Below are 18,159 nucleotides of genomic sequence, written 5' to 3' on the forward strand. Positions count from 1 at the left end.
GATGCTGGCCGCCGTGTGCCTCGGTGGCGCCGCGTCGCTCCTGCTCGTCGCCGTTCCGGCGGCCCGCCCGGCCCGGCGGTTGCGCCGGCTCGCCCCGGCGCCCCGGCGGCCCCGCCCGGCGTGGTGGCCGGATCGGGTACGGCTGGGCGCGGCGCTGGCCGGGCTGGCCGTGCCGGTGGTGGTCGGCGGCTGGACCGGTCTGTTCCTCGGGCTGCTGGCCGGTGTCGCCGCCGATCGCCTGCTCCGGCGGATCGAGCCGCGCGCCGTCCGGGAGCGACGGCTGCGGGAGACGGCCGATCTGCCGCTGGCCGCGGACCTGCTGGCCGCCGCGCTGCGGGCGGGCGCGCCGGTCGACCGTTCGGCGCTGGCGGTCGCCGAGGCGCTCGGCGGCCCACTCGCCGACCGGCTCGGCCGGGTGGGCCGCACGCTGGGCCTGGGCGGTACGGCAACCGAGGCATGGGCGCACCTGAGCTGCGTGGCCGGGGCCGAACCCGTGGTCGCGGCGGCGGTCCGGTCGTCGAACAGCGGTGCCGCGTTGGCTCGCGCGCTGACCCGGCTCGCCGACGACCTCCGCGCCGAACGGTCGACCGCCGCGGAGGCGGCCGCCCGGCGCGCGGGCGTGCTCATCGTGCTGCCGCTCGGGCTCTGCTTCCTGCCCGCCTTCATTCTCGCCGGTCTGGTGCCGGTGATCGTCGCTGTTCTCGGCGACGTGCTGTGAACCATCGAGAAGGGACGAACGACATGCGCAAACTCCTCACCCGCCTGCGGGGTGACGCCGGCATGAACACCGCCGAGTACGCCGTGGGCACGCTCGCCGCGGTCGCCTTCGCCGGCATCCTGTTGAAGGTGCTGACCTCCGGCAACGTGCAGTCCGCGCTGACCGCCGTCATCGACCGGGCCCTGAAGTGATCCGGCGCCGGTGGGCCGGCCGCTGGTTTCCCGCTCCGGCGCACCCGCTGGGCGTCCCGGCCGAAGCGGGCCCGATCCGCGGCGCTGCCGGCATCCGGGCCGGGGCGGTCGGGCGTGCCCTCGTCCGCCTGCTCCGCCGGGGACGTTCGTGGGCAGCGTGCGAGCGGGGCTCCTTCACCGCCGAACTGGCGGCCGGCCTGCCGGCGCTCATGCTGCTGCTCGTCGCGGGGCTGACGGCGGTGAACGCGGTCGGTACCCGGGTCGGCTGCGTCGACGCAGCCCGGGAGGCGGCGCTCGCTGCGGCCCGGGGCGAGTCCGGCGAGGTCGCCGGCCAGCGTTACGCCCCCGACGGCGCCGAGGTGTCGGTGACTGTGGCAGGCGACCGGGTCACGGCGACGGTTCGGGCGCCGGTCCGGACGTTCGGCGCGCTGCTGCCGCGACTGAGCGTGTCGGGGCAGGCGGCAGCGGCTGTGGAACCCGGCGCGCCGGGGCCGGTGCCGTGACGGCCGCCCGGTCGTCGCGCCAGACCGCCGCCGAGCGGGGCGGAGCCACTGTGTGCCTGCTCGCGATCGGGCTGGTGTTCGTGCTGGTCGGGATGTTCGGCGCGGCGCTCGGGGCCGCCCGCTGTGCTCGGCACCAGGCCCGCAACGCGGCGGACTTCGGGGCGCTCGCCGGTGCCGGGCGGGTGCTCGACGGCGTCGAGGGCGCGTGCGCTCGCGCGGCCGAGCTGGTGGCGGCCAACGGCGGCCGGATGACCGGCTGCCGGATCGACGGGCTCGATCTGATCGTCACGGCGCGGGTACGTGTCGAGCCGCTGCCCGGGCTGACCCGGGACGCCACCGCGACGTCCCGGGCCGGGCCGGCCCGGGACACCGACGGTTGAGGCGGCCGAGCCGGGGGCGTCGATCGCTGGCGCTCCGGGCTCGGCCGGCGGGTGGAAAAGGTGGCGCGGGGTCAGCGGGACTGGAGCGCGTCCAACCCGACGGCCATCGCGATGACCAGGCGACGGTCGATCTGCGGGTGGTGGATGTCGACGACGTACCGGTCGCGCAGGCCCCACTTCTTGTCGACCGAGAACACCGGCTGGCCACCGGCCACGAAGTCGAAGTGGTACGGCAGCCAGGAGAGCGAGTCGACGAACCGGCGCAGCAGCGCGACCGGCAGGCTGCGCTCCTGCCCGGTGGCCGGCGGCAGCCCGGGCTGCTCGACGTGCCACGTCGAGCGCAGCAGCGACTGCGCGAAGTCCTTGCGGAACAGCCCGATCGGGTTGCCGGCGTGGTCGGTCACGTCGTATGTGGCGCCGAGGTCGAGCCGCTGCCGGGCCTTGAACCCGAGAAGGGGGTACTGCTTGGAGTCGTCGGTGTAGATGGTCACCTGCTCCTTGAAGGCGAGCCGCTTCTGCTGCGCGAACGCGAGCAGCCCGGCCTCGGAGCCGTCGGGTGCCGCGGCGTGCACCTCGTACTGGTTGACCATCATCCGGATCCGCTGTCGGACGATGAACCGGTTATGGGCCTGCAGGTTGTCGAGCGACATCAGATCTCCTTCGAGGGGTCGCCGGAGTCTCGCACAGCAGGCCCGCCGCCGCTTGCCCCCGCTCGCGCCAGGATCACCGCTCGCGAGGGCCTCCGGCTTCCGGGCACCCACCCACCCCACAAGGCGAACGACGACGAAAGGTCAACGACCGCCGTCGACCGTGGCCTTCATCGCCCAACTGTTCAGCACCTGGTGAATGCCGCGCAGGCGCTCGTTGATCTGCTCCAGCCGCTCCGCCTGGGCGAGCGTGGCCAGCGCGGTGCCCAGCGCGATCTGCTGGTCGGGGGTTAGGTTTTCCTGGTCGATGGTGTAGAGCAACTCGACGGTCTCGGCGATCGTGTCGGCCACGGCGGCACCTCCGGCGGGACGGGTCTGGGGTCACCTGCGCTACCGGAAATGATGCATGGAAGCGCTCCCATACATCAATGCCCCGAGGGCCCTGCCCTCATGCACCCGTCCCACCAACCAGACCCCCGGGGCCACGGCCCACCTTGATCGACACCAGTTCGGCGAAGTGGCGGGGTCCAGCACCCGCCGATACAGCAACCTCCCCGAACTGGCGGGAGGCCCCACCCGACGGGCGCGGACCAGGTCAGGCGGGTGGGCCGCCGGCCGTCTGAGCTGGGCGGGCCACCCGGTCGCCCTGCCGGGGCAACACCTCGCCGCTCCCCGGGCCGTCCGCCTCCGGGCCGGCACCCGCCTCCGGGCCGTCCGCCTCCGGGCCGTCCGCCTCCGGGCCGTCCGCCTCCGGGCCGTCCGCCTCCGGGCCGTCCGCCTCCGGGCCAGAGGTGGGCGGGTCCGGGTCAGACACCGCGTCCGGGCCGCCGACCGTGGCGAGATTCGCCAGCACCACGTCGAGGACCTTCACCGCCTCTGCCTTCGCCAGCGGGTTGTTGCCGTTTCCGCACTTCGGGGACTGGACGCAGGACGGGCACCCGGTCTCGCACCCGCACTCGGCGATCGCGTCCCGGGTGGCGCGCAGCCAGGCGGCGGCGGTGCCGTACGCCCGCTCGGCGAAACCCGCCCCGCCGGGATGCCCGTCGTAGACGAAGACCGTGGGCGCCTCGGTGTCCGGGTGCAGGGCGGTGGACAGCCCACCGATGTCCCAGCGATCGCAGGTCGCCATCAGCGGCAGCAGGCCGATGGCGGCGTGCTCGGCGGCGTGCAGCGCGCCCGGCACGTCGGCCGCCTCGACACCGGCGGCGGTCAGCGACTCGGGGGAGAGCGTGAACCACACCGCGACGGTGCGCAGCTCCCGGGCCGGCAGGTCGAGCGGGCGGGTGTCGATCACCTCGCCGGTGGCGATGCGCCGCCGCTGGTACGACACCACCTGGCTGGTCACGTCCACCTCGCCGAGGAAGAGCCCGACCGGGCCGGCGTCCACGTACGAGCGGACCGACACCACCGACAGCGAGGTCACGTCGCGGGCGTGGGTGGACCAGTCCGGCTCCTCGGCGTGCACCAGCGCGCACCCGTCGGCCAGGTCGAGCGAGTCGACCACGTACGAGACGCCCTGGTGCAGGTAGACCGCGCCGGTGTGCAGCAGGAAGTGCGACGATCCGCCGTCGACGGTGCCGAGCAGCCGGCCGGTGGACTCCTCCACCACGCAGACCGGGGCGCCGCCCTCACCGCGCAGGTCGACCTCGGGGCGCTCCCGGTGCCGCCAGTACCAGCCGGTGGGCCGCTGCCGCAGCGCCCCCGCCTCGACCAGCGAGTCCACCGCCTCCTTCGCGCCCTCACCGAACAGGTCAAGGTCGGCGGGGGTGAGCGGGGACTCGTGGGCGGCGCAGGCGAGTTGCGGCGCGAGGACGTACGGGTTGGCCGGGTCGAGCACCGTCGCCTCGACCGGCCGCCCGAACAGCGCCTCCGGGTGGTGCACCAAATAGGTGTCGAGCGGGTCGTCCCGGGCCACCAGCACGGCGAGCGCCTCGTCGCCGGAGCGCCCGGCCCGCCCGGCCTGCTGCCACAGCGACGCGCGGGTGCCGGGCCAGCCGCAGATCAGCACCGCGTCCAGCCCGACCAGGTCGACGCCGAGTTCGAGCGCGTTCGTGGAGGCGAGCCCGAGCAGGTCGCCGTGCAGCAGCGCCCGTTCCAGCTCGCGGCGTTCCTCGCGCAGGTAGCCGGCCCGGTAGGCGGCCACCCGCTCGCCGAGGCCGGGCACCGCCTCGTCCAGCGACCGCCGGGCGTTCGCGGCGACCACCTCGGCGCCCCGGCGGGACCGCACGAACGCGAGCGTGCGTACCCCCTCGACCACGCTGTCGGCGAGCAGGTCGGCGGTCTCCCGCAGCGCGGAGCGCCGGACCTGGACGAGGTCGGCGTCGGGAGCCGAGTCGGAGGGCGGCAGCAGCGGCGGCTCCCAGAGCGCGAACGTCACGCCGCCGCGCGGCGACGTGTCCTCGGTGACGGCGGTGACTGCTAGACCGGTGAGCCGCCCGGCCGCCGTCGCCGGGTCACCCGACGTGGCCGAGGCCAGCAGAAACACGGGGGTACGCCCGAAGCGGGCGCACTGCCGCCGCAACCGCCGCAGTACGTGCGCGACGTGTGAGCCGAAGACGCCCCGGTAGGTGTGGCACTCGTCGACCACCACGTACGCGAGGCGGCGCAGGAACCCGGACCAGTGGGCGTGACCGGGCAGGATGCCGTGGTGCAGCATGTCCGGGTTGGTCAGCACGAACCGGGAGTGCCGCCGGATCCACTCCCGCTCGGCGCGCGGCGTGTCCCCGTCGTAGGTGGCGGGGCGTACCCCGTCGAGTTCGAGGCCGGCGACGGCGCGGAGCTGGTCGGCGGCGAGCGCCTTGGTCGGCGCCAGGTAGAGCACAGTGGCGCGCGGGTCGGCGAGCAGCGTGCTCAGCGCGGGCAGCTGGTACGCCAGGGACTTGCCGGACGCCGTGCCGGTGGCCACCACGACGTGATTGCCGGCGTACGCCAGCTCGGCGGCCTCGGCCTGGTGCCGCCACGGGGCGGTGACGCCGCGCCGCGCGAACGCCGCCCGCAGTTCCTCCGGCGCCCAGCCGGGCCACCCGACCGGCTCGCCGGCCCGCGCCGGGACGCGCTCGACGTGGGTGACCGGGTCGGTGGGGTGCCGCAGCCGCAGCCGGCGCAGCAGCTCACCCGGAGCACGCCGCGGGCCGGGGCTGTGGTCGGTCACGTCCTGCACTCTCGCACTGGTGTTCGGAATTGGGAACCGCAGGGTGGGGGTAAGGGAGGGGCGTGGCCGGTGATCCGAGAGGGCCGCACGGGGGATGGTTAGATGCCCTGGAGAGTTTACCGAGGAGGGGCCGATGGAGCTGTCGCTGGCGACCCGCGCCGTGGGGGAGCACACGGTGCTCGAGGTCGGTGGTGAGGTGGACGTCTACACCGCCCCCCGCCTGCGGGAACGGCTTCTTGAGCTGATCGACGGCGGGGCCCGCCACGTGGTGGTCGACCTGGGCCGGGTGGACTTCCTCGACTCGACCGGACTGGGCGTGCTGGTCGGCGCGCTCAAGCGGCTGCGCTCGGCCGGCGGCTCGTTCGCCCTGGTCTGCGACAAGGAGCCGCTGCTCAAGATTTTCCGGATCACCGCCCTGGACCAGGTCTTCCCGCTGCATCCGACGGTCGACGCGGCCATCGCCGCCGACTCCACCGGCGCGTGATGGCCACCGTCAAGCTTTCCTTCTCTCCGGCCCCGGTGCACGTGCGTACCGCACGCCTGGTCGGCGTCGCGGTGGCCCGGCGGGCCGGCGTACGCGAGGACCTGCTGGACGAGGTGCGCCTGGCCATCGGTGAGGCGTGCACGCGGGCGGTCGCGCTGCACCGGCAGTACGGCCTGGCGGATCCGGTGTACGTGGAGATGTCCGACACCGGCGGCTACACGGTCCGGGTGGTGGACCGGGCGCCGATCGAGGCGGGCCTCGGCCTGGCCGCGCTCGGGCCGGACGAGCTGGCCAAGGAGTCGCTGAGCGAGGACGCGCTCACCACCGGGGTGGGCTTCGCGCTGCTCGCCGGTTTCGTGGAGGACCTCCAGGTCCGCCCGGTCGACGAGGGCGTCGGCACCGAGGTCCGGATGACCTGGCCGGCCGGACGCGCCTGACCTTCCCGTTCACGTAGGCCGCGTTCCCCGCACGGGGAGCGCGGCCTCGTCGTGTTGACCGGGCCATATATCAGATTTCTTCGTATAACACAGTTACGAAGATCATCGAGACACGGTGCCCCCTGCCTGTGACCCTCGCCACGCCGGAGGGCTACAGTACCCGGGTTGTCAGCAAGTGATCCCGTCCCGTAGCCAGCGGGAACGGTCCGCCGGAGTGGGTTGGCGCGCGCTTGCGAGTCCGCATCCAGGCGTCGGCCCGTGCGTCTCCACCGGCCGGCGCGAGTTGTTCGGTACAGGAGGACATAGATGTCCGGGACCTTGGCCGCTGACGGCGGCGCACTGTCCCTTACCGGAGCCAACGTGACGTACGTCGTCATCGCCGCGGTCATCGCGCTGGTGGCGCTCGTCTTCGCGGCCGCCCTCACCAGGGCGGTCCTGGCGGCCGGTAAGGGAACCACAAACATGCAGGAGATCTCCGGCGCGGTGCAGGAGGGCGCGTCGGCGTACCTGCTGCGGCAGTTCCGCACGCTGGCGATCTTCGTCGTGATCGCCGTCGTGCTGCTGTTCCTGCTGCCGGTGCACGACACCGACGGCAACGAAACGCTGGTGAAGCTCGGCCGCTCGGCGTTCTTCGTGGTGGGTGCGCTGTTCAGCGCGTTCATCGGCGGCGCCGGCATGTGGCTGGCCACCCGCGCCAACCTGCGGGTGGCAGCGGCCGCGCGGGAGCGCGAAGGCGGACGCGAAGGCGCCATGAAGATCGCCTTCCGCACCGGCGGCGTGGTCGGCTTCCTCACCGTCGGCCTCGGTCTGTTCGGCGCGGCGCTCGTCGTGCTGATCTACCGGGGTGACGCCCCGACCGTGCTGGAGGGCTTCGGTTTCGGCGCCGCGCTGCTCGCCATGTTCATGCGGGTCGGCGGCGGCATCTTCACCAAGGCCGCCGACGTCGGCGCCGACCTGGTCGGCAAGGTCGAGCAGGGCATCCCGGAGGACGACCCGCGCAACGCCGCCACCATCGCCGACAACGTGGGCGACAACGTCGGCGACTGCGCCGGCATGGCCGCCGACCTGTTCGAGTCGTACGCGGTCACGCTCGTCGCGGCGCTGATCCTGGGCCGGGCCGCGTTCGGTGAGACCGGCCTGGTCTTCCCGCTGATCATCTCCACCATCGGCGTGCTCGTCGCGATCGTCGGCGTCTTCATCACCCGGCTGCGCGCCAGCGACCGCAACGGCCTGACCGCCATCAACCGGGCCTTCTACCTCTCCGCGCTCATCGCCGCGGTGCTCGTCGCGATCGCCGCGTTCGCGTACCTGCCGGCCACGTTCGCCGAGCTGGAGGGCGGGCTGACCGACGTCGACCGCAACCCGCGGCTGGTGGCCATCGGCGCGGTCGTGATCGGTATCGTGCTGGCCGCCGCGATCCAGGCGCTGACCGGCTACTTCACCGAGACCAACAGGCGCCCGGTGCAGGACATCGGCAAGAGCTCGCAGACCGGCCCGGCCACCGTCATCCTCGCCGGCATCAGCGTCGGTCTGGAGTCGGCCGTCTACTCGGCGCTGCTGATCGGCGCCGGCGTGTTCGGCGCGTTCCTGCTCGGCGGCAGCTCGATCACGCTGTCGCTGTTCGCCGTCGCGCTGGCCGGCACCGGCCTGCTCACCACCGTCGGCGTCATCGTCGCCATGGACACGTTCGGCCCGATCTCCGACAACGCGCAGGGCGTGGCCGAGATGTCCGGCGACATCGACGAGCACGGCGCGCGGACGCTCACCGAGCTGGACGCCGTCGGCAACACCACCAAGGCGATCACCAAGGGCATCGCTATCGCCACCGCCGTGCTGGCCGCCACCGCGCTGTTCGGCTCGTACACCGACACGCTGCGCTCCTCGTACGAGGACGCGGGCGTGAACGACGTCGGCAACGAGATCCTCAACTCGCTCAACGTCGCCAACCCCCGCAACCTGGTCGGCCTCATCATCGGCGCCGCGGTGGTCTTCCTCTTCTCCGGCCTGGCCATCAACGCGGTGTCCCGCTCGGCCGGCGCCGTGGTGATGGAGGTACGCCGCCAGTTCCGTGAGCTGCCCGGCATCATGGACCGCACCCAGCGGCCCGAGTACGGCAAGGTCGTGGACATCTGCACCCGGGACGCGCAGCGCGAGCTGCTTACCCCCGGCCTGCTGGCCATCCTGGCCCCGATCGCTGTCGGCTTCGGCCTCGGCCCGGGCGCGCTGGCCGCGTACCTGGCCGGCGCGATCGGCGCGGGCACGCTGATGGCGGTGTTCCTGGCCAACTCCGGTGGCGCCTGGGACAACGCCAAGAAGCTGGTGGAGGACGGCGCGTACGGCGGCAAGGGCTCCGACGCGCACGCCGCCACCGTCATCGGCGACACCGTCGGCGACCCGTTCAAGGACACCGCCGGCCCGGCGATCAACCCGCTGATCAAGGTGATGAACCTGGTCTCGCTGCTGATCGCGCCGGCCGTGGTGGCCTGGAGCGTGGGCAACGACCAGAACAACCCGCTGCGCATCACGATCGCAGTGGTCGCCGCGCTGATCATCGCGGGGGCCGTGGTGTTCAGCAAGCGCAAGGGCGTGGCGATGACCGACTCGGACAGCGACGCCGGCAAGCCGGACCAGCGCCCGGAGACGGTCAACGCCTGAGGTCCACGCGACGGCTCCCGGCCGGTCCCGGCCGGCCGGGAGCCCCGTGCCCGGCAAACCTGAGCGGTGGCGGTTCCGCCCGGAGGTCGTACGCTGCAACGCATGCGTACGCGCCGGGCGGCAACCGCCGGAAAGCTCACGGTGGTCCTGGCCACGCTGGTCCTCGTCGTCGCCGGGTGCGGCGGCGGCCCGAGCCCCCGGGTCTGGGCCGCGTCGGTGTGCCAGGCGCTCACCCCGTGGCGCGCGGAGATCTCCAAGCTGACCAGCAGCACCCAGCAGCAGATGACCGCGCAGACCACTCCGGCGCAGGCCAAGGAGAACCTGGTCCGGCTCTTCGCCGGCGCCGAGCAGGCCAGCGAGACGGCCCGGCGCAAGGTCGAGGAGGCGGGCGTTCCCGAGGCCGAGCGCGGCGCCGAGGTGTCCGCCGGGTTCCTGGGGTCGCTGAGCAAGATGCGCGACGCGTACGGCCGGGCCCGGTCCGCCATCGACGGGCTCGACACCGCCCAGGCCGGCCCGTTCTACGACGGCGTGCGCGCCGCCGTGGACACGCTCAACAAGGAGTACGACGCGAGCGCGCTGGACACCAGCAAGCTCAACTCGACCGAGCTGAAAGAGGCCTTCGACGAGGTCCCGGAGTGTCGCTGACCCCTCCCACCCCGAACCCGGCCCGCCAGCCCTCGCTGTTCTCCACCGAGGCGGCCGATCCCGTGCTGGCGGATCTCGCCGGCCTGCTCGCCGGGCCGGGTGAGGTGGGGCGGATGGGCGGCACGGCCCGGATCTCCATGGTGGTGGACGCCGCCTGGCGGGTGCACGTGCTGGTGGCGGAGCTGGGCGCCCGGGGCGTGCCGGCGAGCTGGGAGCCGACCGAGGACGGGCGGCACCGGGTGCGTACCGCGTACACGAGCATGCTGGCGCCGCTCGCGCGGGCCTGGCTGCGCGGGGCGGTGAAGCGGCCACCGGCCCGATTCCACCTGGACGGGCGGCGGCTGCGGCTCTGGGCGGCCGCGGCCGGGACGGCCGAGCCGGCCGGGTTCCGGCTGCGGCTCGGACCGGCCGACGAGCCGTGCTGGCCGGTGGTGCGCGCCGCGCTGGCGGCGGTCGGCCTGCCGGCCGCGTTCGTGGAGCCGGACGAGGGCGGGCCCGCGTTCCGCATCGGCGGGCGGCGCATGTCGCGGCTGGCCGAGTTGGTGGGGGAACGGCCGGTCACGGCGCCGGCGGCGGAGTGGCCGGGCGCGCCCGGCTGACCGTCCGGTGTCCGAACCCGGACACCCGGAGACGGCTCCGCCGGGTGTACGCGATCGTCACAGTGACACGCCTGCCGCCCTACCCACGGTGTACCGTGACGCCGTCCGGCAGGGTGCGGCCGGCGGTCGCCGGGAGAGCGGCCCGTTTGCCGCCCACGAAACCCGGAACGCGGACGGCGCGTTACGTTGGACATCCGGACCGCCCGTGGTCCGGGTGGCGCAACACGGCCCGAAGCGGGCATGGCGTAGGAGTGAGGTCGGGGAGAGACGTGCCGAGCAACGCTGGAACCACCCGTCTGGTCATCGTCGAGTCTCCGGCGAAGGCCAAGACGATCTCGGGCTACCTCGGCCCGGGGTACGTCGTGGAGGCCAGCTTCGGCCACGTCCGGGACCTGCCCCGCAACGCCGCCGACGTCCCGGCGAAGTACAAGGGTGAGCCCTGGGCGCGTCTCGGCGTCGACGTCGACAACGGCTTCCACGCGCTCTACGTGGTGTCGCCCGACCGTAAGCAGCAGATCAGCAAGCTGGTGAAGCTGGCCAAGGAGGTCGACGAGATCTTCCTGGCGACGGATGAGGACCGCGAGGGCGAGGCCATCGCCTGGCACCTGGTGGAGACGCTCAAGCCCAAGGTGCCGGTCAAGCGGATGGTCTTCCACGAGATCACCAAGCCGGCCATCCAGGCCGCGGTGGCCAACCCCCGGGAGATCGACCGCGACCTGGTCGACGCCCAGGAGGCACGGCGCATCCTCGACCGCCTCTACGGGTACGAGGTCTCGCCGGTGCTGTGGAAGAAGGTCATGCCGAAGCTGTCGGCGGGCCGGGTGCAGTCCGTGGCGACCCGGATCGTGGTCGAGCGGGAGCGCCAGCGGATGGCGTTCCGCACCGCCGAGTACTGGGACATCCTGGCCACGCTCGCGGTGGCGAAGCCGGGCGAGGGCCCGCGCACGTTCAACGCCACGCTGGTCGCGCTGAACGGTGACCGGATCGCCACCGGCAAGGACTTCGAGCCGACCACGGGTCGTGTTCGCGCCGGCGCGGGTGTCGTCCACCTCGACGAGGGCGGGGCCCGGGGGCTGGCCGCCCGCCTGGCCGACCGGCCGTTCACCGTCACCCGGGTCGAGGAGAAGCCCTACCGCCGCCGCCCGTACGCGCCGTTCATCACCTCCACGCTCCAGCAGGAGGCGGCCCGCAAGCTGCGGTTCTCGTCGCAGCAGACGATGCGCACCGCGCAGCGCCTGTACGAGAACGGCTACATCACCTACATGCGTACCGACTCGGTGAACCTGTCCGAGACCGCCATCGCGGCGGCCCGCCGGCAGATCGTCGAGTTGTACGGCGAGCGCAGCGTGCCGCCGGAGCCGCGCCGCTACACCGGCAAGGTGAAGAACGCGCAGGAGGCGCACGAGGCGATCCGCCCGGCGGGCGACAACTTCCGCACCCCGGGCGAGGTGGCCAAGGAGCTGTCCGCCGAGGAGTACAAGCTCTACGAGCTGATCTGGCGGCGCACCATCGCCTCGCAGATGACCGACGCGGTCGGCTCCAGCGTGTCGGTGCGCATCCGTGCCGTCTCCTCCGCCCAGGAGGAGGCCGACTTCGGGGCGACCGGCAAGACCATCACCGACCCGGGCTTCCTGCGCGCGTACGTCGAGTCCAGCGACGACGAGAACGCCGAGGCCGAGGACGCCGAGCGGCGGCTGCCCACGCTGGTCAAGGATCAGCCGCTGACCGCCGACGAGCTGGCCGCGCAGGGCCACCACACCCAGCCGCCGTCGCGCTACACCGAGGCGTCGCTGGTGAAGGCCCTGGAGGAGCTGGGCATCGGCCGCCCCTCCACGTACGCGTCGATCATGCAGACGATCCAGGACCGTGGGTACGTGACCAAGCGCGGCCAGGCCATGATCCCCACGTTCCTGGCGTTCGCGGTGATCGGGCTGATGGAGCGGCACTACCCGCGCCTGATCGACTACGACTTCACGGCCAGCATGGAGAACGAGCTGGACGAGATCGCCGGTGGCGACCACGCCGCCGTCGACTTCCTCACCTCCTTCTACTTCGGCAGCACCAACGGCGCCGGCGACCAGGCCATCGCGCACGCCGGTGGCCTGAAGAAGCTGGTCACCGAGAACCTCAGCGAGATCGACGCGCGCAGCGTCAACTCGATCCCGCTGTTCACCGACGACGAGGGCCGCGAGGTCGTCGTCCGGGTCGGCCGGTACGGGCCGTACCTGCAGCGGGCGCTCCCCGGCTCGGTTTCGGGCACGGCCTCGGTTTCGGGCTCGGCCTCGGGTGAGGGCGAGGGCGAGGAGGGCGGCTCGCAGGGTGACCGGGCGCCGATCCCGGAGGGCCTCGCGCCGGACGAGCTGACCCCGGAGAAGGTGCACGAGCTGTTCCTCGGCGGCGGCGGTGAGCGCAAGCTCGGCGACGACCCGTCGACCGGCGAGCCGATCCTGCTCAAGTCCGGCCGGTTCGGCCCGTACGTGGCCAGCGGTGAGCGCAAGTCGTCGCTGCTGCGCTCGCAGTCGCCGGACAGCCTCACCCTGGAGCAGGCGTTGCAGCTGCTGCGCCTGCCCCGGCTCATCGGCGTGGCCCCGGACGGCACCGAGGTGTTCGCCAACAACGGCCGCTACGGCCCGTACGTCAAGCGCGGTGACGAGTTCCGCTCGCTGGACTCGGAAGACAAGATGTTCACCGTCACGCTGGACGAGGCGCTGGCGTTGCTGGCCGCCCCGAAGACGCGCCAGCGCCGGGCCGCCGCGCCGCCGCTGCGGGAGATGGGCAACGACCCGCTCACCGAGAAGCCGCTGGTGATCAAGGACGGGCGCTTCGGGCCGTACGTCACGGACGGCGAGTTCAACGCGTCGCTGCGGCGCGGGCAGACGCCGGAGGAGCTGACGCTGGAGCAGGCGTCGGAGATGCTCGCCGAGAAGCGCGCGAAGGGCCCGGCACCGAAGAAGAAGGCCGCGAAGAAGGCCGCCCCGGCCAAGAAGGCAACAGCCGCCAAGAAGACGACGGCCGCCAAGAAGACGACCGCGGCGAAGAAGGCCCCCGCGAAGAAGGCGGCCCCCAAGAAGGCGACCTCAACCCCGAACGAGTGATCTTGGAAGGAAAGGGCCCCTAGGACGGCCCTTTCCTTCCAAGATCTCGTGGTTGTCCACAAGGGCGGCGAAGCAGCCGCGTTGGGGCCACCGTGGGTGGGTGGGGAAATCGTGGGCGGGGATGCGGCGGGCGCTGCCGTCGGATGATGCGGACGAGCTGACCTGGCTGCTCTTCCGGCAGGAGGACGTGCTCAGCCTCCAGCAGGCACGGGCGCATCTCACCCGTGGGGCGATCCGCCATCGGGTGGCGACCGGCCGGTGGCGACAGGCGCACCGGGCGGTTCTCGTCGCGCACAACGGACCGGTCGGTGCCGCTCAGCGACGGTGGATCGCGGTGCTGGCGGCCGGGCCCACCGCACTGCTGGGTGGCGTGACCGCTGCTCAGGCAGGCGGGCTGCGGGGGTTCCCGGACCGGGTGGTCCACCTGCTCCTGCCCGCCACGACCCGTCGGTCACCGCTGCCGGCCGGCGTGCTCGCGCACCGGACGACCCATCTGCCCGACTCCGACGTGGTGCCGGTCGCGGCGCCGCCCCGGACTACGGTGGCCCGGTCGATCGTCGACGCCGCGCAGTGGGCACCGACCGACATGCAGGCCCGGGCGATCGTCGCGGCTGCCTTCCAGCAGCGGCTCGTGGGCGGTGACGACCTGCACGAGGTGGCGGAGCGGATGCCCCGTATCCGCAGAAGGCGGCTGATCCTGTCCACTGCCACCGATGCGGCGGGCGGCGCGCACTCCCTGGGCGAACTCGACCTGCTCGGTCTCGCCCGCCGCGCCGGTCTGCCCGAACCGACCCGGCAGGTGGTCCGCCGGGACTCCGCCGGCCGGCGGCGATACCTCGACGCCTACTTCGAGCAGTGGCGGGTGCACGTCGAGGTGGACGGCGGACAGCATCACGACCCGGCGCACGCCTGGGCGGACATGCGCCGACAGAACGACCTGTGGGTCGAGGGCGACCGTGTTCTCCGGTTCCCCGCCTGGGTCCTGCGCGCCCATCCGGAAGAGGTGATCGCGCAGCTTCGCGCCGCCCTGCGAGCGGCGGGCTGGCGAGGCGGAGCGTGAGCCGAGATCTTGGAAGGAAACGGCACCTATGACGGCCCATTTCTTCCAAGATCTTCAGGAGCCCAGGACCTGGGTCAAGTACGGGTTCTGGAAAAGGTTGTGGGGGTCCAGGCGGGTGCGGACGGATTGGAAGTCCGTGAATCTCGGGTAGGCGGTGGCCAGCGACTCCGCATCGCGCCAGTGCAGCTTGCCCCAGTGCGGGCGGCCACCCAGCTCCGTCGCCACCTGCTCGAACGCGCGAAAATAAGGCTCGTACGGCATGCCCACGTACTGGTGCACGGCGATGTACGCGGAGTCCCGCCCGTACGAGTGGGACAGCCAGATGTCGTCGGCGGCGGTGAACCGCACCTCGACCGGGAACAGCACCTTGAACGGCAGCCGGTCCACGATCCGGCGCAGCTCGGCCAGCGCCGTGGGCAGCGCCTCGCGCGGCAGGCCGTACTCCATCTCCACGAAGCGGACCCGGCGCGGTGTGCAGAAGACCTGGTCGGAACGGCCGGTGTAGGTGCGTTCGGTGAGCGCGCGGGCGGAGACGGCACTGATCGTGGGGGCGAGGGCGGGTACGGCGCGGCCGAGGCGGCAGGCGCCGGCGAAGACGGTGTTGGAGAGGAACTCGTCGTCGAGCCAGCCGCGCCAGCCGGGCAGCGGCTGGTCGTCGGCGGGTACCCGGTCGTTGGTCTTGACCTGCACCCGGTCGGTGTACGGGAACCAGTAGAACTCGGCGTGGTCGTGCGCCTCGTACAGGCCGGGCAGGTCGCCGAGCACCTCGGCGAGCGGGGCGGGGCGTTCGTGCGCGCGCAGCACGAAGGCGTCGACGCAGCGCAGCGTGACCTCGACCAGTACGCCGACCGCGCCGAGCCCGACCCGGGCGGCGTCGAAGACGTCGCGGTTCTCCTCGGCCGAGCAGCGCAGCACCTCGCCGGTGCCGGTGACGAGCGTCAGCCCAGCCACGAAGGTGGACAGGCAGCCCAGTTTCGCCCCGGTGCCGTGGGTGCCGGTGGAGAGCGCGCCGGCGATGGTCTGGGCGTCGATGTCGCCGAGATTCGGCATCGCCAGGCGGTGCCCGGCGAGCAGTTCGTTGAGCGTGTGCAACGTCATTCCAGCCGGTACGGTGACCAGGCGGCGCGCCACATCGACGGTGACGTCTGTCTCCAGTTCGGCGAGGTCGATGCGGTGCCCGTCGGCCACAGCCGTGGCAGTGAAGGAGTGGCCGCTGCCGGTGGCCCGGACGGTCCGGCCGGCCGCGGCGGCCTGACGGACCGCCTCGACGACGTCGGAGACGCTACGCGGGCGCACGGTGAGGAGCGCGGAGCTGTGCTGGTTGCCGGCCCAGTTGGACCAGGTGGCGGTGGTACCGGTCATCGCGGCCACTCCTCGACATGAATATGAACTGAATTCATATCAGGAACGTTGTGCCTGGTAAATACCGCAATCGAGCCCGGCTCGTTGTACCGGTAGTCACAGACTCGTGACGTGCAGATATGTTCATCCGTCGAAGGGGGGTGGCGCCGAGTGTCCACACCAGCCGCCACGACCGGGCCGCTGCGTCGGGTACCGGTGCAGGGTCGAAGTGTCGCGCGGGTCCAGCGGATGCTGGACGCCTGCGCCGAGCTCGTCGACGAGGTGGGGTACGAAGGGCTGACCACGACCCTGCTCGCCGAGCGCGCCGAGGTGGCGATCGGGTCGGTGTACCAGTTCTTTCCGGACAAGCGGGCCATCGTGCAGGCGCTGACGCTGCGGACCATGGAGTCCTACCTCCAGCGGCTCGACGAGCGGTTCGCGTCGGACGATCTGACGCACTGGTGGGACGGCGTCGACGCGGCGATCGACGAGTACATCTCGATGCACCGCACCGTCCCCGGTTTCCGTACCCTGCACTTCGGCGACGTGGTCGACCTGCACCTGCTGGACGACCAGCGGGACAACAACGGGGTCATCGCGGAGCAGCTCGCCCGCGTGCTCACCGAGCGTTTCGGCCTGGCCGGGGTGCCCGACCTGCGGTTCCACCTGGAGGTCGCGGTCGAGGCGGCCGACGCCCTGATCAAGCTGGCCTTCCGCCGCCGCACCGACGGCGACGAGCGGGTGCTGGTCGAGGCGAAGGCCCTCATCCGGGAGTACCTGCACCGGCAGGTCAACGCTCCCACGGAGGCCGTGTCCCAGGGCTGAGCGGCACGCCGAGCGGCGGGTTCCCGGGTGCGCCGGGGCCCGCCGTCGTCACGCCGGCGGCGGGTCAGAGGAAGGCGTGGCCCTCGCCCCGGTAGGTGGGCACCGTCGCGACCACCGCGTCCCCGTCGACCAGGTGCACCTCGTTGACGTGCTCGCACATCTCGCCGGCCTTGGCGTGGCGGAACCACACCCGGTCACCGACCCGCAGGTCATCCGCGGCGTCCCCGGCGAGCGGCGTCTGCACCTCACCGGCGCCCTCCGCGCCGAGCAGCTTCAGGCCGTCCGGCAGCCAGGGCCGGGGCAGCCGGCTGCTCGCCGCCTGGCCGGAGGCGATCCAGCCGCCGCCGAGCACCGTCGCCAGCCCGGGCGCCGGGCGGCGGACCACCGCGCAGGCGAAGAACGCCGCCGGGGTCGGCCGCCAGGCACGGTACGCGTCGAACAGCGTCGGCCCGTACAGGCCGGAGCCCGCGGTGACCTCGGTGACCGCGGGGTCGGCGCTGGTGGCGGCCACGCTGCCGGTGCCGCCGCCGTTGACGAACTCCAGGTCGGCGTGTTCGCGTACCGCGGCGACCGCGTCCGAGCGGCGGGCCAGCAGTTCCCGGTACGACCCGCGCTGCGCGACCCGGATCGCCGAGCCGAGCACCGCCTGCCCGGGTGGCGCGTCGCCCAGACCGGCGATCTGCGCCTCGTACGACATCAGGCCGACCAGCCGGAAGCCCCGCCGGGCGGCGACGGCGGCGGCGAGCGCGCCGGCCGCCGTGGCGCTGTGCACCGGGGAGCGGCGCACGCCGACGTGCACCCGGCCCCGCAGCGGCCGCCAGGAGGCGTCCAGGTCGAGGCAGACCCGCAGCGCAGGGCGGCGCGCGGGCGGGCAGACCTGGTCGATCAGGTCGAGCTGGGCGGGGTCGTCGACCATCAGCGTCACCGCGTCGGCGAGCGCCGGGTCGGCGGCCAGTTCGGCGAGGCCGGCCCGGTGCGCCGTCGGGTACGCCACCAGCACGTCGTCGCTGACGCCGGAGCGGGCGAGCCAGACCGCCTCGGGCAGGGTGAAGGCCATCACGCCCTGCCAGCCGGGGCGTCCGAGCACGCGGGTGAGCAGCTCGCGGACCCGTACCGACTTGCTCGCCACGCGCAGCGGCTTGCCGTCGGCCCGGCCGGTCAGCGCGCCGGCGTTGGCGTCGAACGCGGAGAGGTCGACCACCGCGTACGGCGGGTCGAGGTGAGCGGTCGCCCGGTCGAGACGCTCGCGAAGTTTGTCACGGTCGATGGCCACGTCTGCACGCTAACTGTCTGGGCGAGAATGCGAAATACCCTCGCGTCTGTCCGGGCTGCGGGCGGTGGTCCCGGCGGCCTAGGCTCAGCGAGCAGGTGAATGTCGCGCAGGACCACTCCTCCCACGCGACTAGAGTGTTCCACCGGGGATGCCCA

Annotated in this window: 17 protein-coding genes; 12 read left to right on the forward strand and 5 right to left on the reverse strand. The window is 72.9% G+C overall.

Going from position 1 to position 18,159, the window contains the following annotated elements:
* Position 1 precedes the first annotated feature (1 nt).
* From A4R25_RS26475 to A4R25_RS26485, 4 genes are all read left to right on the forward strand, one after another.
* Positions 2 to 718 carry a type II secretion system F family protein gene (locus A4R25_RS26475; RefSeq protein WP_369830106.1) on the forward strand — a complete coding sequence of 239 codons (717 nt, stop codon included), beginning with the start codon at positions 2 to 4 and terminating at the stop codon, positions 716 to 718.
* 23 nt (positions 719 to 741) lie between these two features.
* A complete protein-coding gene (locus A4R25_RS30395) occupies positions 742 to 909 on the forward strand; it encodes a DUF4244 domain-containing protein (RefSeq protein ID WP_013283643.1) in 168 nt (55 codons plus the stop codon).
* Positions 910 to 1,001: 92 nt separating this feature from the next.
* A complete protein-coding gene (locus A4R25_RS26480) occupies positions 1,002 to 1,412 on the forward strand; it encodes a TadE family type IV pilus minor pilin (RefSeq protein ID WP_369830107.1) in 411 nt (136 codons plus the stop codon).
* Positions 1,409 to 1,792, forward strand: coding sequence for an Rv3654c family TadE-like protein (locus A4R25_RS26485; protein WP_082931144.1), 384 nt, complete (start codon positions 1,409 to 1,411; stop codon positions 1,790 to 1,792). Before A4R25_RS26480 ends, A4R25_RS26485 begins: the two co-directional genes overlap by 4 nt.
* Before the next feature lie 71 nt (positions 1,793 to 1,863).
* Here the strand turns inward: A4R25_RS26485 and A4R25_RS26490 are convergent, their stop codons facing one another.
* From A4R25_RS26490 to A4R25_RS26500, 3 genes are all read right to left on the reverse strand, one after another.
* A complete protein-coding gene (locus tag A4R25_RS26490; protein ID WP_030503750.1) occupies positions 1,864 to 2,442 on the reverse strand; it encodes a hypothetical protein in 579 nt (192 codons plus the stop codon).
* A gap of 141 nt (positions 2,443 to 2,583) precedes the next feature.
* Positions 2,584 to 2,790 (reverse strand): hypothetical protein, encoded by a 207-nt coding sequence (locus tag A4R25_RS26495; protein ID WP_043327245.1) that lies wholly within the window; start codon positions 2,788 to 2,790, stop codon positions 2,584 to 2,586.
* Between the two features lie 244 nt (positions 2,791 to 3,034).
* Positions 3,035 to 5,590 (reverse strand): DEAD/DEAH box helicase, encoded by a 2,556-nt coding sequence (locus A4R25_RS26500; protein WP_064448479.1) that lies wholly within the window; start codon positions 5,588 to 5,590, stop codon positions 3,035 to 3,037.
* Positions 5,591 to 5,723: 133 nt separating this feature from the next.
* On the opposite strand from A4R25_RS26500, the gene A4R25_RS26505 reads away from it, so the two are divergent.
* From A4R25_RS26505 to A4R25_RS26535, 7 genes are all read left to right on the forward strand, one after another.
* Positions 5,724 to 6,074 (forward strand): STAS domain-containing protein, encoded by a 351-nt coding sequence (locus tag A4R25_RS26505; RefSeq protein ID WP_013283649.1) that lies wholly within the window; start codon positions 5,724 to 5,726, stop codon positions 6,072 to 6,074.
* Positions 6,074 to 6,511: an ATP-binding protein gene (locus tag A4R25_RS26510; RefSeq protein ID WP_043327241.1), complete on the forward strand. Its 438-nt coding sequence runs from the start codon at positions 6,074 to 6,076 to the stop codon at positions 6,509 to 6,511. The genes A4R25_RS26505 and A4R25_RS26510 overlap by 1 nt, the downstream gene beginning before the upstream one ends.
* Before the next feature lie 306 nt (positions 6,512 to 6,817).
* Entirely contained in the window at positions 6,818 to 9,166 is a 2,349-nt protein-coding gene (locus A4R25_RS26515) for a sodium-translocating pyrophosphatase (RefSeq protein ID WP_043327240.1), read from the forward strand.
* 102 nt (positions 9,167 to 9,268) lie between these two features.
* Positions 9,269 to 9,811: a hypothetical protein gene (locus A4R25_RS26520; protein ID WP_043327238.1), complete on the forward strand. Its 543-nt coding sequence runs from the start codon at positions 9,269 to 9,271 to the stop codon at positions 9,809 to 9,811.
* Positions 9,802 to 10,410: a hypothetical protein gene (locus A4R25_RS26525; RefSeq protein WP_064448452.1), complete on the forward strand. Its 609-nt coding sequence runs from the start codon at positions 9,802 to 9,804 to the stop codon at positions 10,408 to 10,410. The genes A4R25_RS26520 and A4R25_RS26525 overlap by 10 nt, the downstream gene beginning before the upstream one ends.
* Positions 10,411 to 10,679: 269 nt before the next feature.
* Entirely contained in the window at positions 10,680 to 13,505 is a 2,826-nt protein-coding gene (gene topA / locus A4R25_RS26530) for a type I DNA topoisomerase (RefSeq protein WP_043327234.1), read from the forward strand.
* 100 nt (positions 13,506 to 13,605) lie between these two features.
* Positions 13,606 to 14,565 carry a DUF559 domain-containing protein gene (locus A4R25_RS26535; protein WP_231915640.1) on the forward strand — a complete coding sequence of 320 codons (960 nt, stop codon included), beginning with the start codon at positions 13,606 to 13,608 and terminating at the stop codon, positions 14,563 to 14,565.
* Between the two features lie 54 nt (positions 14,566 to 14,619).
* Here A4R25_RS26535 and A4R25_RS26540 read toward each other — a convergent pair whose 3' ends face one another.
* A complete protein-coding gene (locus tag A4R25_RS26540) occupies positions 14,620 to 15,936 on the reverse strand; it encodes a D-arabinono-1,4-lactone oxidase (RefSeq protein WP_064448454.1) in 1,317 nt (438 codons plus the stop codon).
* Positions 15,937 to 16,155: 219 nt separating this feature from the next.
* Here A4R25_RS26540 and A4R25_RS26545 point away from each other — a divergent pair, with 219 nt between their 5' ends.
* A complete protein-coding gene (locus tag A4R25_RS26545; RefSeq protein WP_030503760.1) occupies positions 16,156 to 16,731 on the forward strand; it encodes a TetR family transcriptional regulator in 576 nt (191 codons plus the stop codon).
* Between the two features lie 64 nt (positions 16,732 to 16,795).
* Here the strand turns inward: A4R25_RS26545 and A4R25_RS26550 are convergent, their stop codons facing one another.
* Positions 16,796 to 18,004 carry an amino acid deaminase/aldolase gene (locus tag A4R25_RS26550; RefSeq protein ID WP_064448455.1) on the reverse strand — a complete coding sequence of 403 codons (1,209 nt, stop codon included), beginning with the start codon at positions 18,002 to 18,004 and terminating at the stop codon, positions 16,796 to 16,798.
* Between the last annotated feature and the right edge of the window lie 155 nt (positions 18,005 to 18,159).

The sequence above is a fragment of the Micromonospora sp. NBRC 110037 genome, assembly GCF_001652995.1.
GTDB classification, from domain to species: Bacteria; Actinomycetota; Actinomycetes; order Mycobacteriales; family Micromonosporaceae; genus Micromonospora; species Micromonospora chalcea.

Excerpts from the sequence above, each read along its gene's own strand:
- A4R25_RS26475 (WP_369830106.1), top strand. The coding sequence starts at position 2 with ATGCTGGCCGCCGTGTGCCTCGGTGGCGCCGCGTCGCTCCTGCTCGTC.
- A4R25_RS30395 (WP_013283643.1), top strand. The coding sequence starts at position 742 with ATGCGCAAACTCCTCACCCGCCTGCGGGGTGACGCCGGCATGAACACC.
- A4R25_RS26490 (WP_030503750.1), bottom strand. The coding sequence starts at position 2,442 with ATGTCGCTCGACAACCTGCAGGCCCATAACCGGTTCATCGTCCGACAG.
- A4R25_RS26505 (WP_013283649.1), top strand. The coding sequence starts at position 5,724 with ATGGAGCTGTCGCTGGCGACCCGCGCCGTGGGGGAGCACACGGTGCTC.
- A4R25_RS26510 (WP_043327241.1), top strand. The coding sequence starts at position 6,074 with ATGGCCACCGTCAAGCTTTCCTTCTCTCCGGCCCCGGTGCACGTGCGT.
- A4R25_RS26515 (WP_043327240.1), top strand. The coding sequence starts at position 6,818 with ATGTCCGGGACCTTGGCCGCTGACGGCGGCGCACTGTCCCTTACCGGA.
- A4R25_RS26520 (WP_043327238.1), top strand. The coding sequence starts at position 9,269 with ATGCGTACGCGCCGGGCGGCAACCGCCGGAAAGCTCACGGTGGTCCTG.
- A4R25_RS26545 (WP_030503760.1), top strand. The coding sequence starts at position 16,156 with ATGCTGGACGCCTGCGCCGAGCTCGTCGACGAGGTGGGGTACGAAGGG.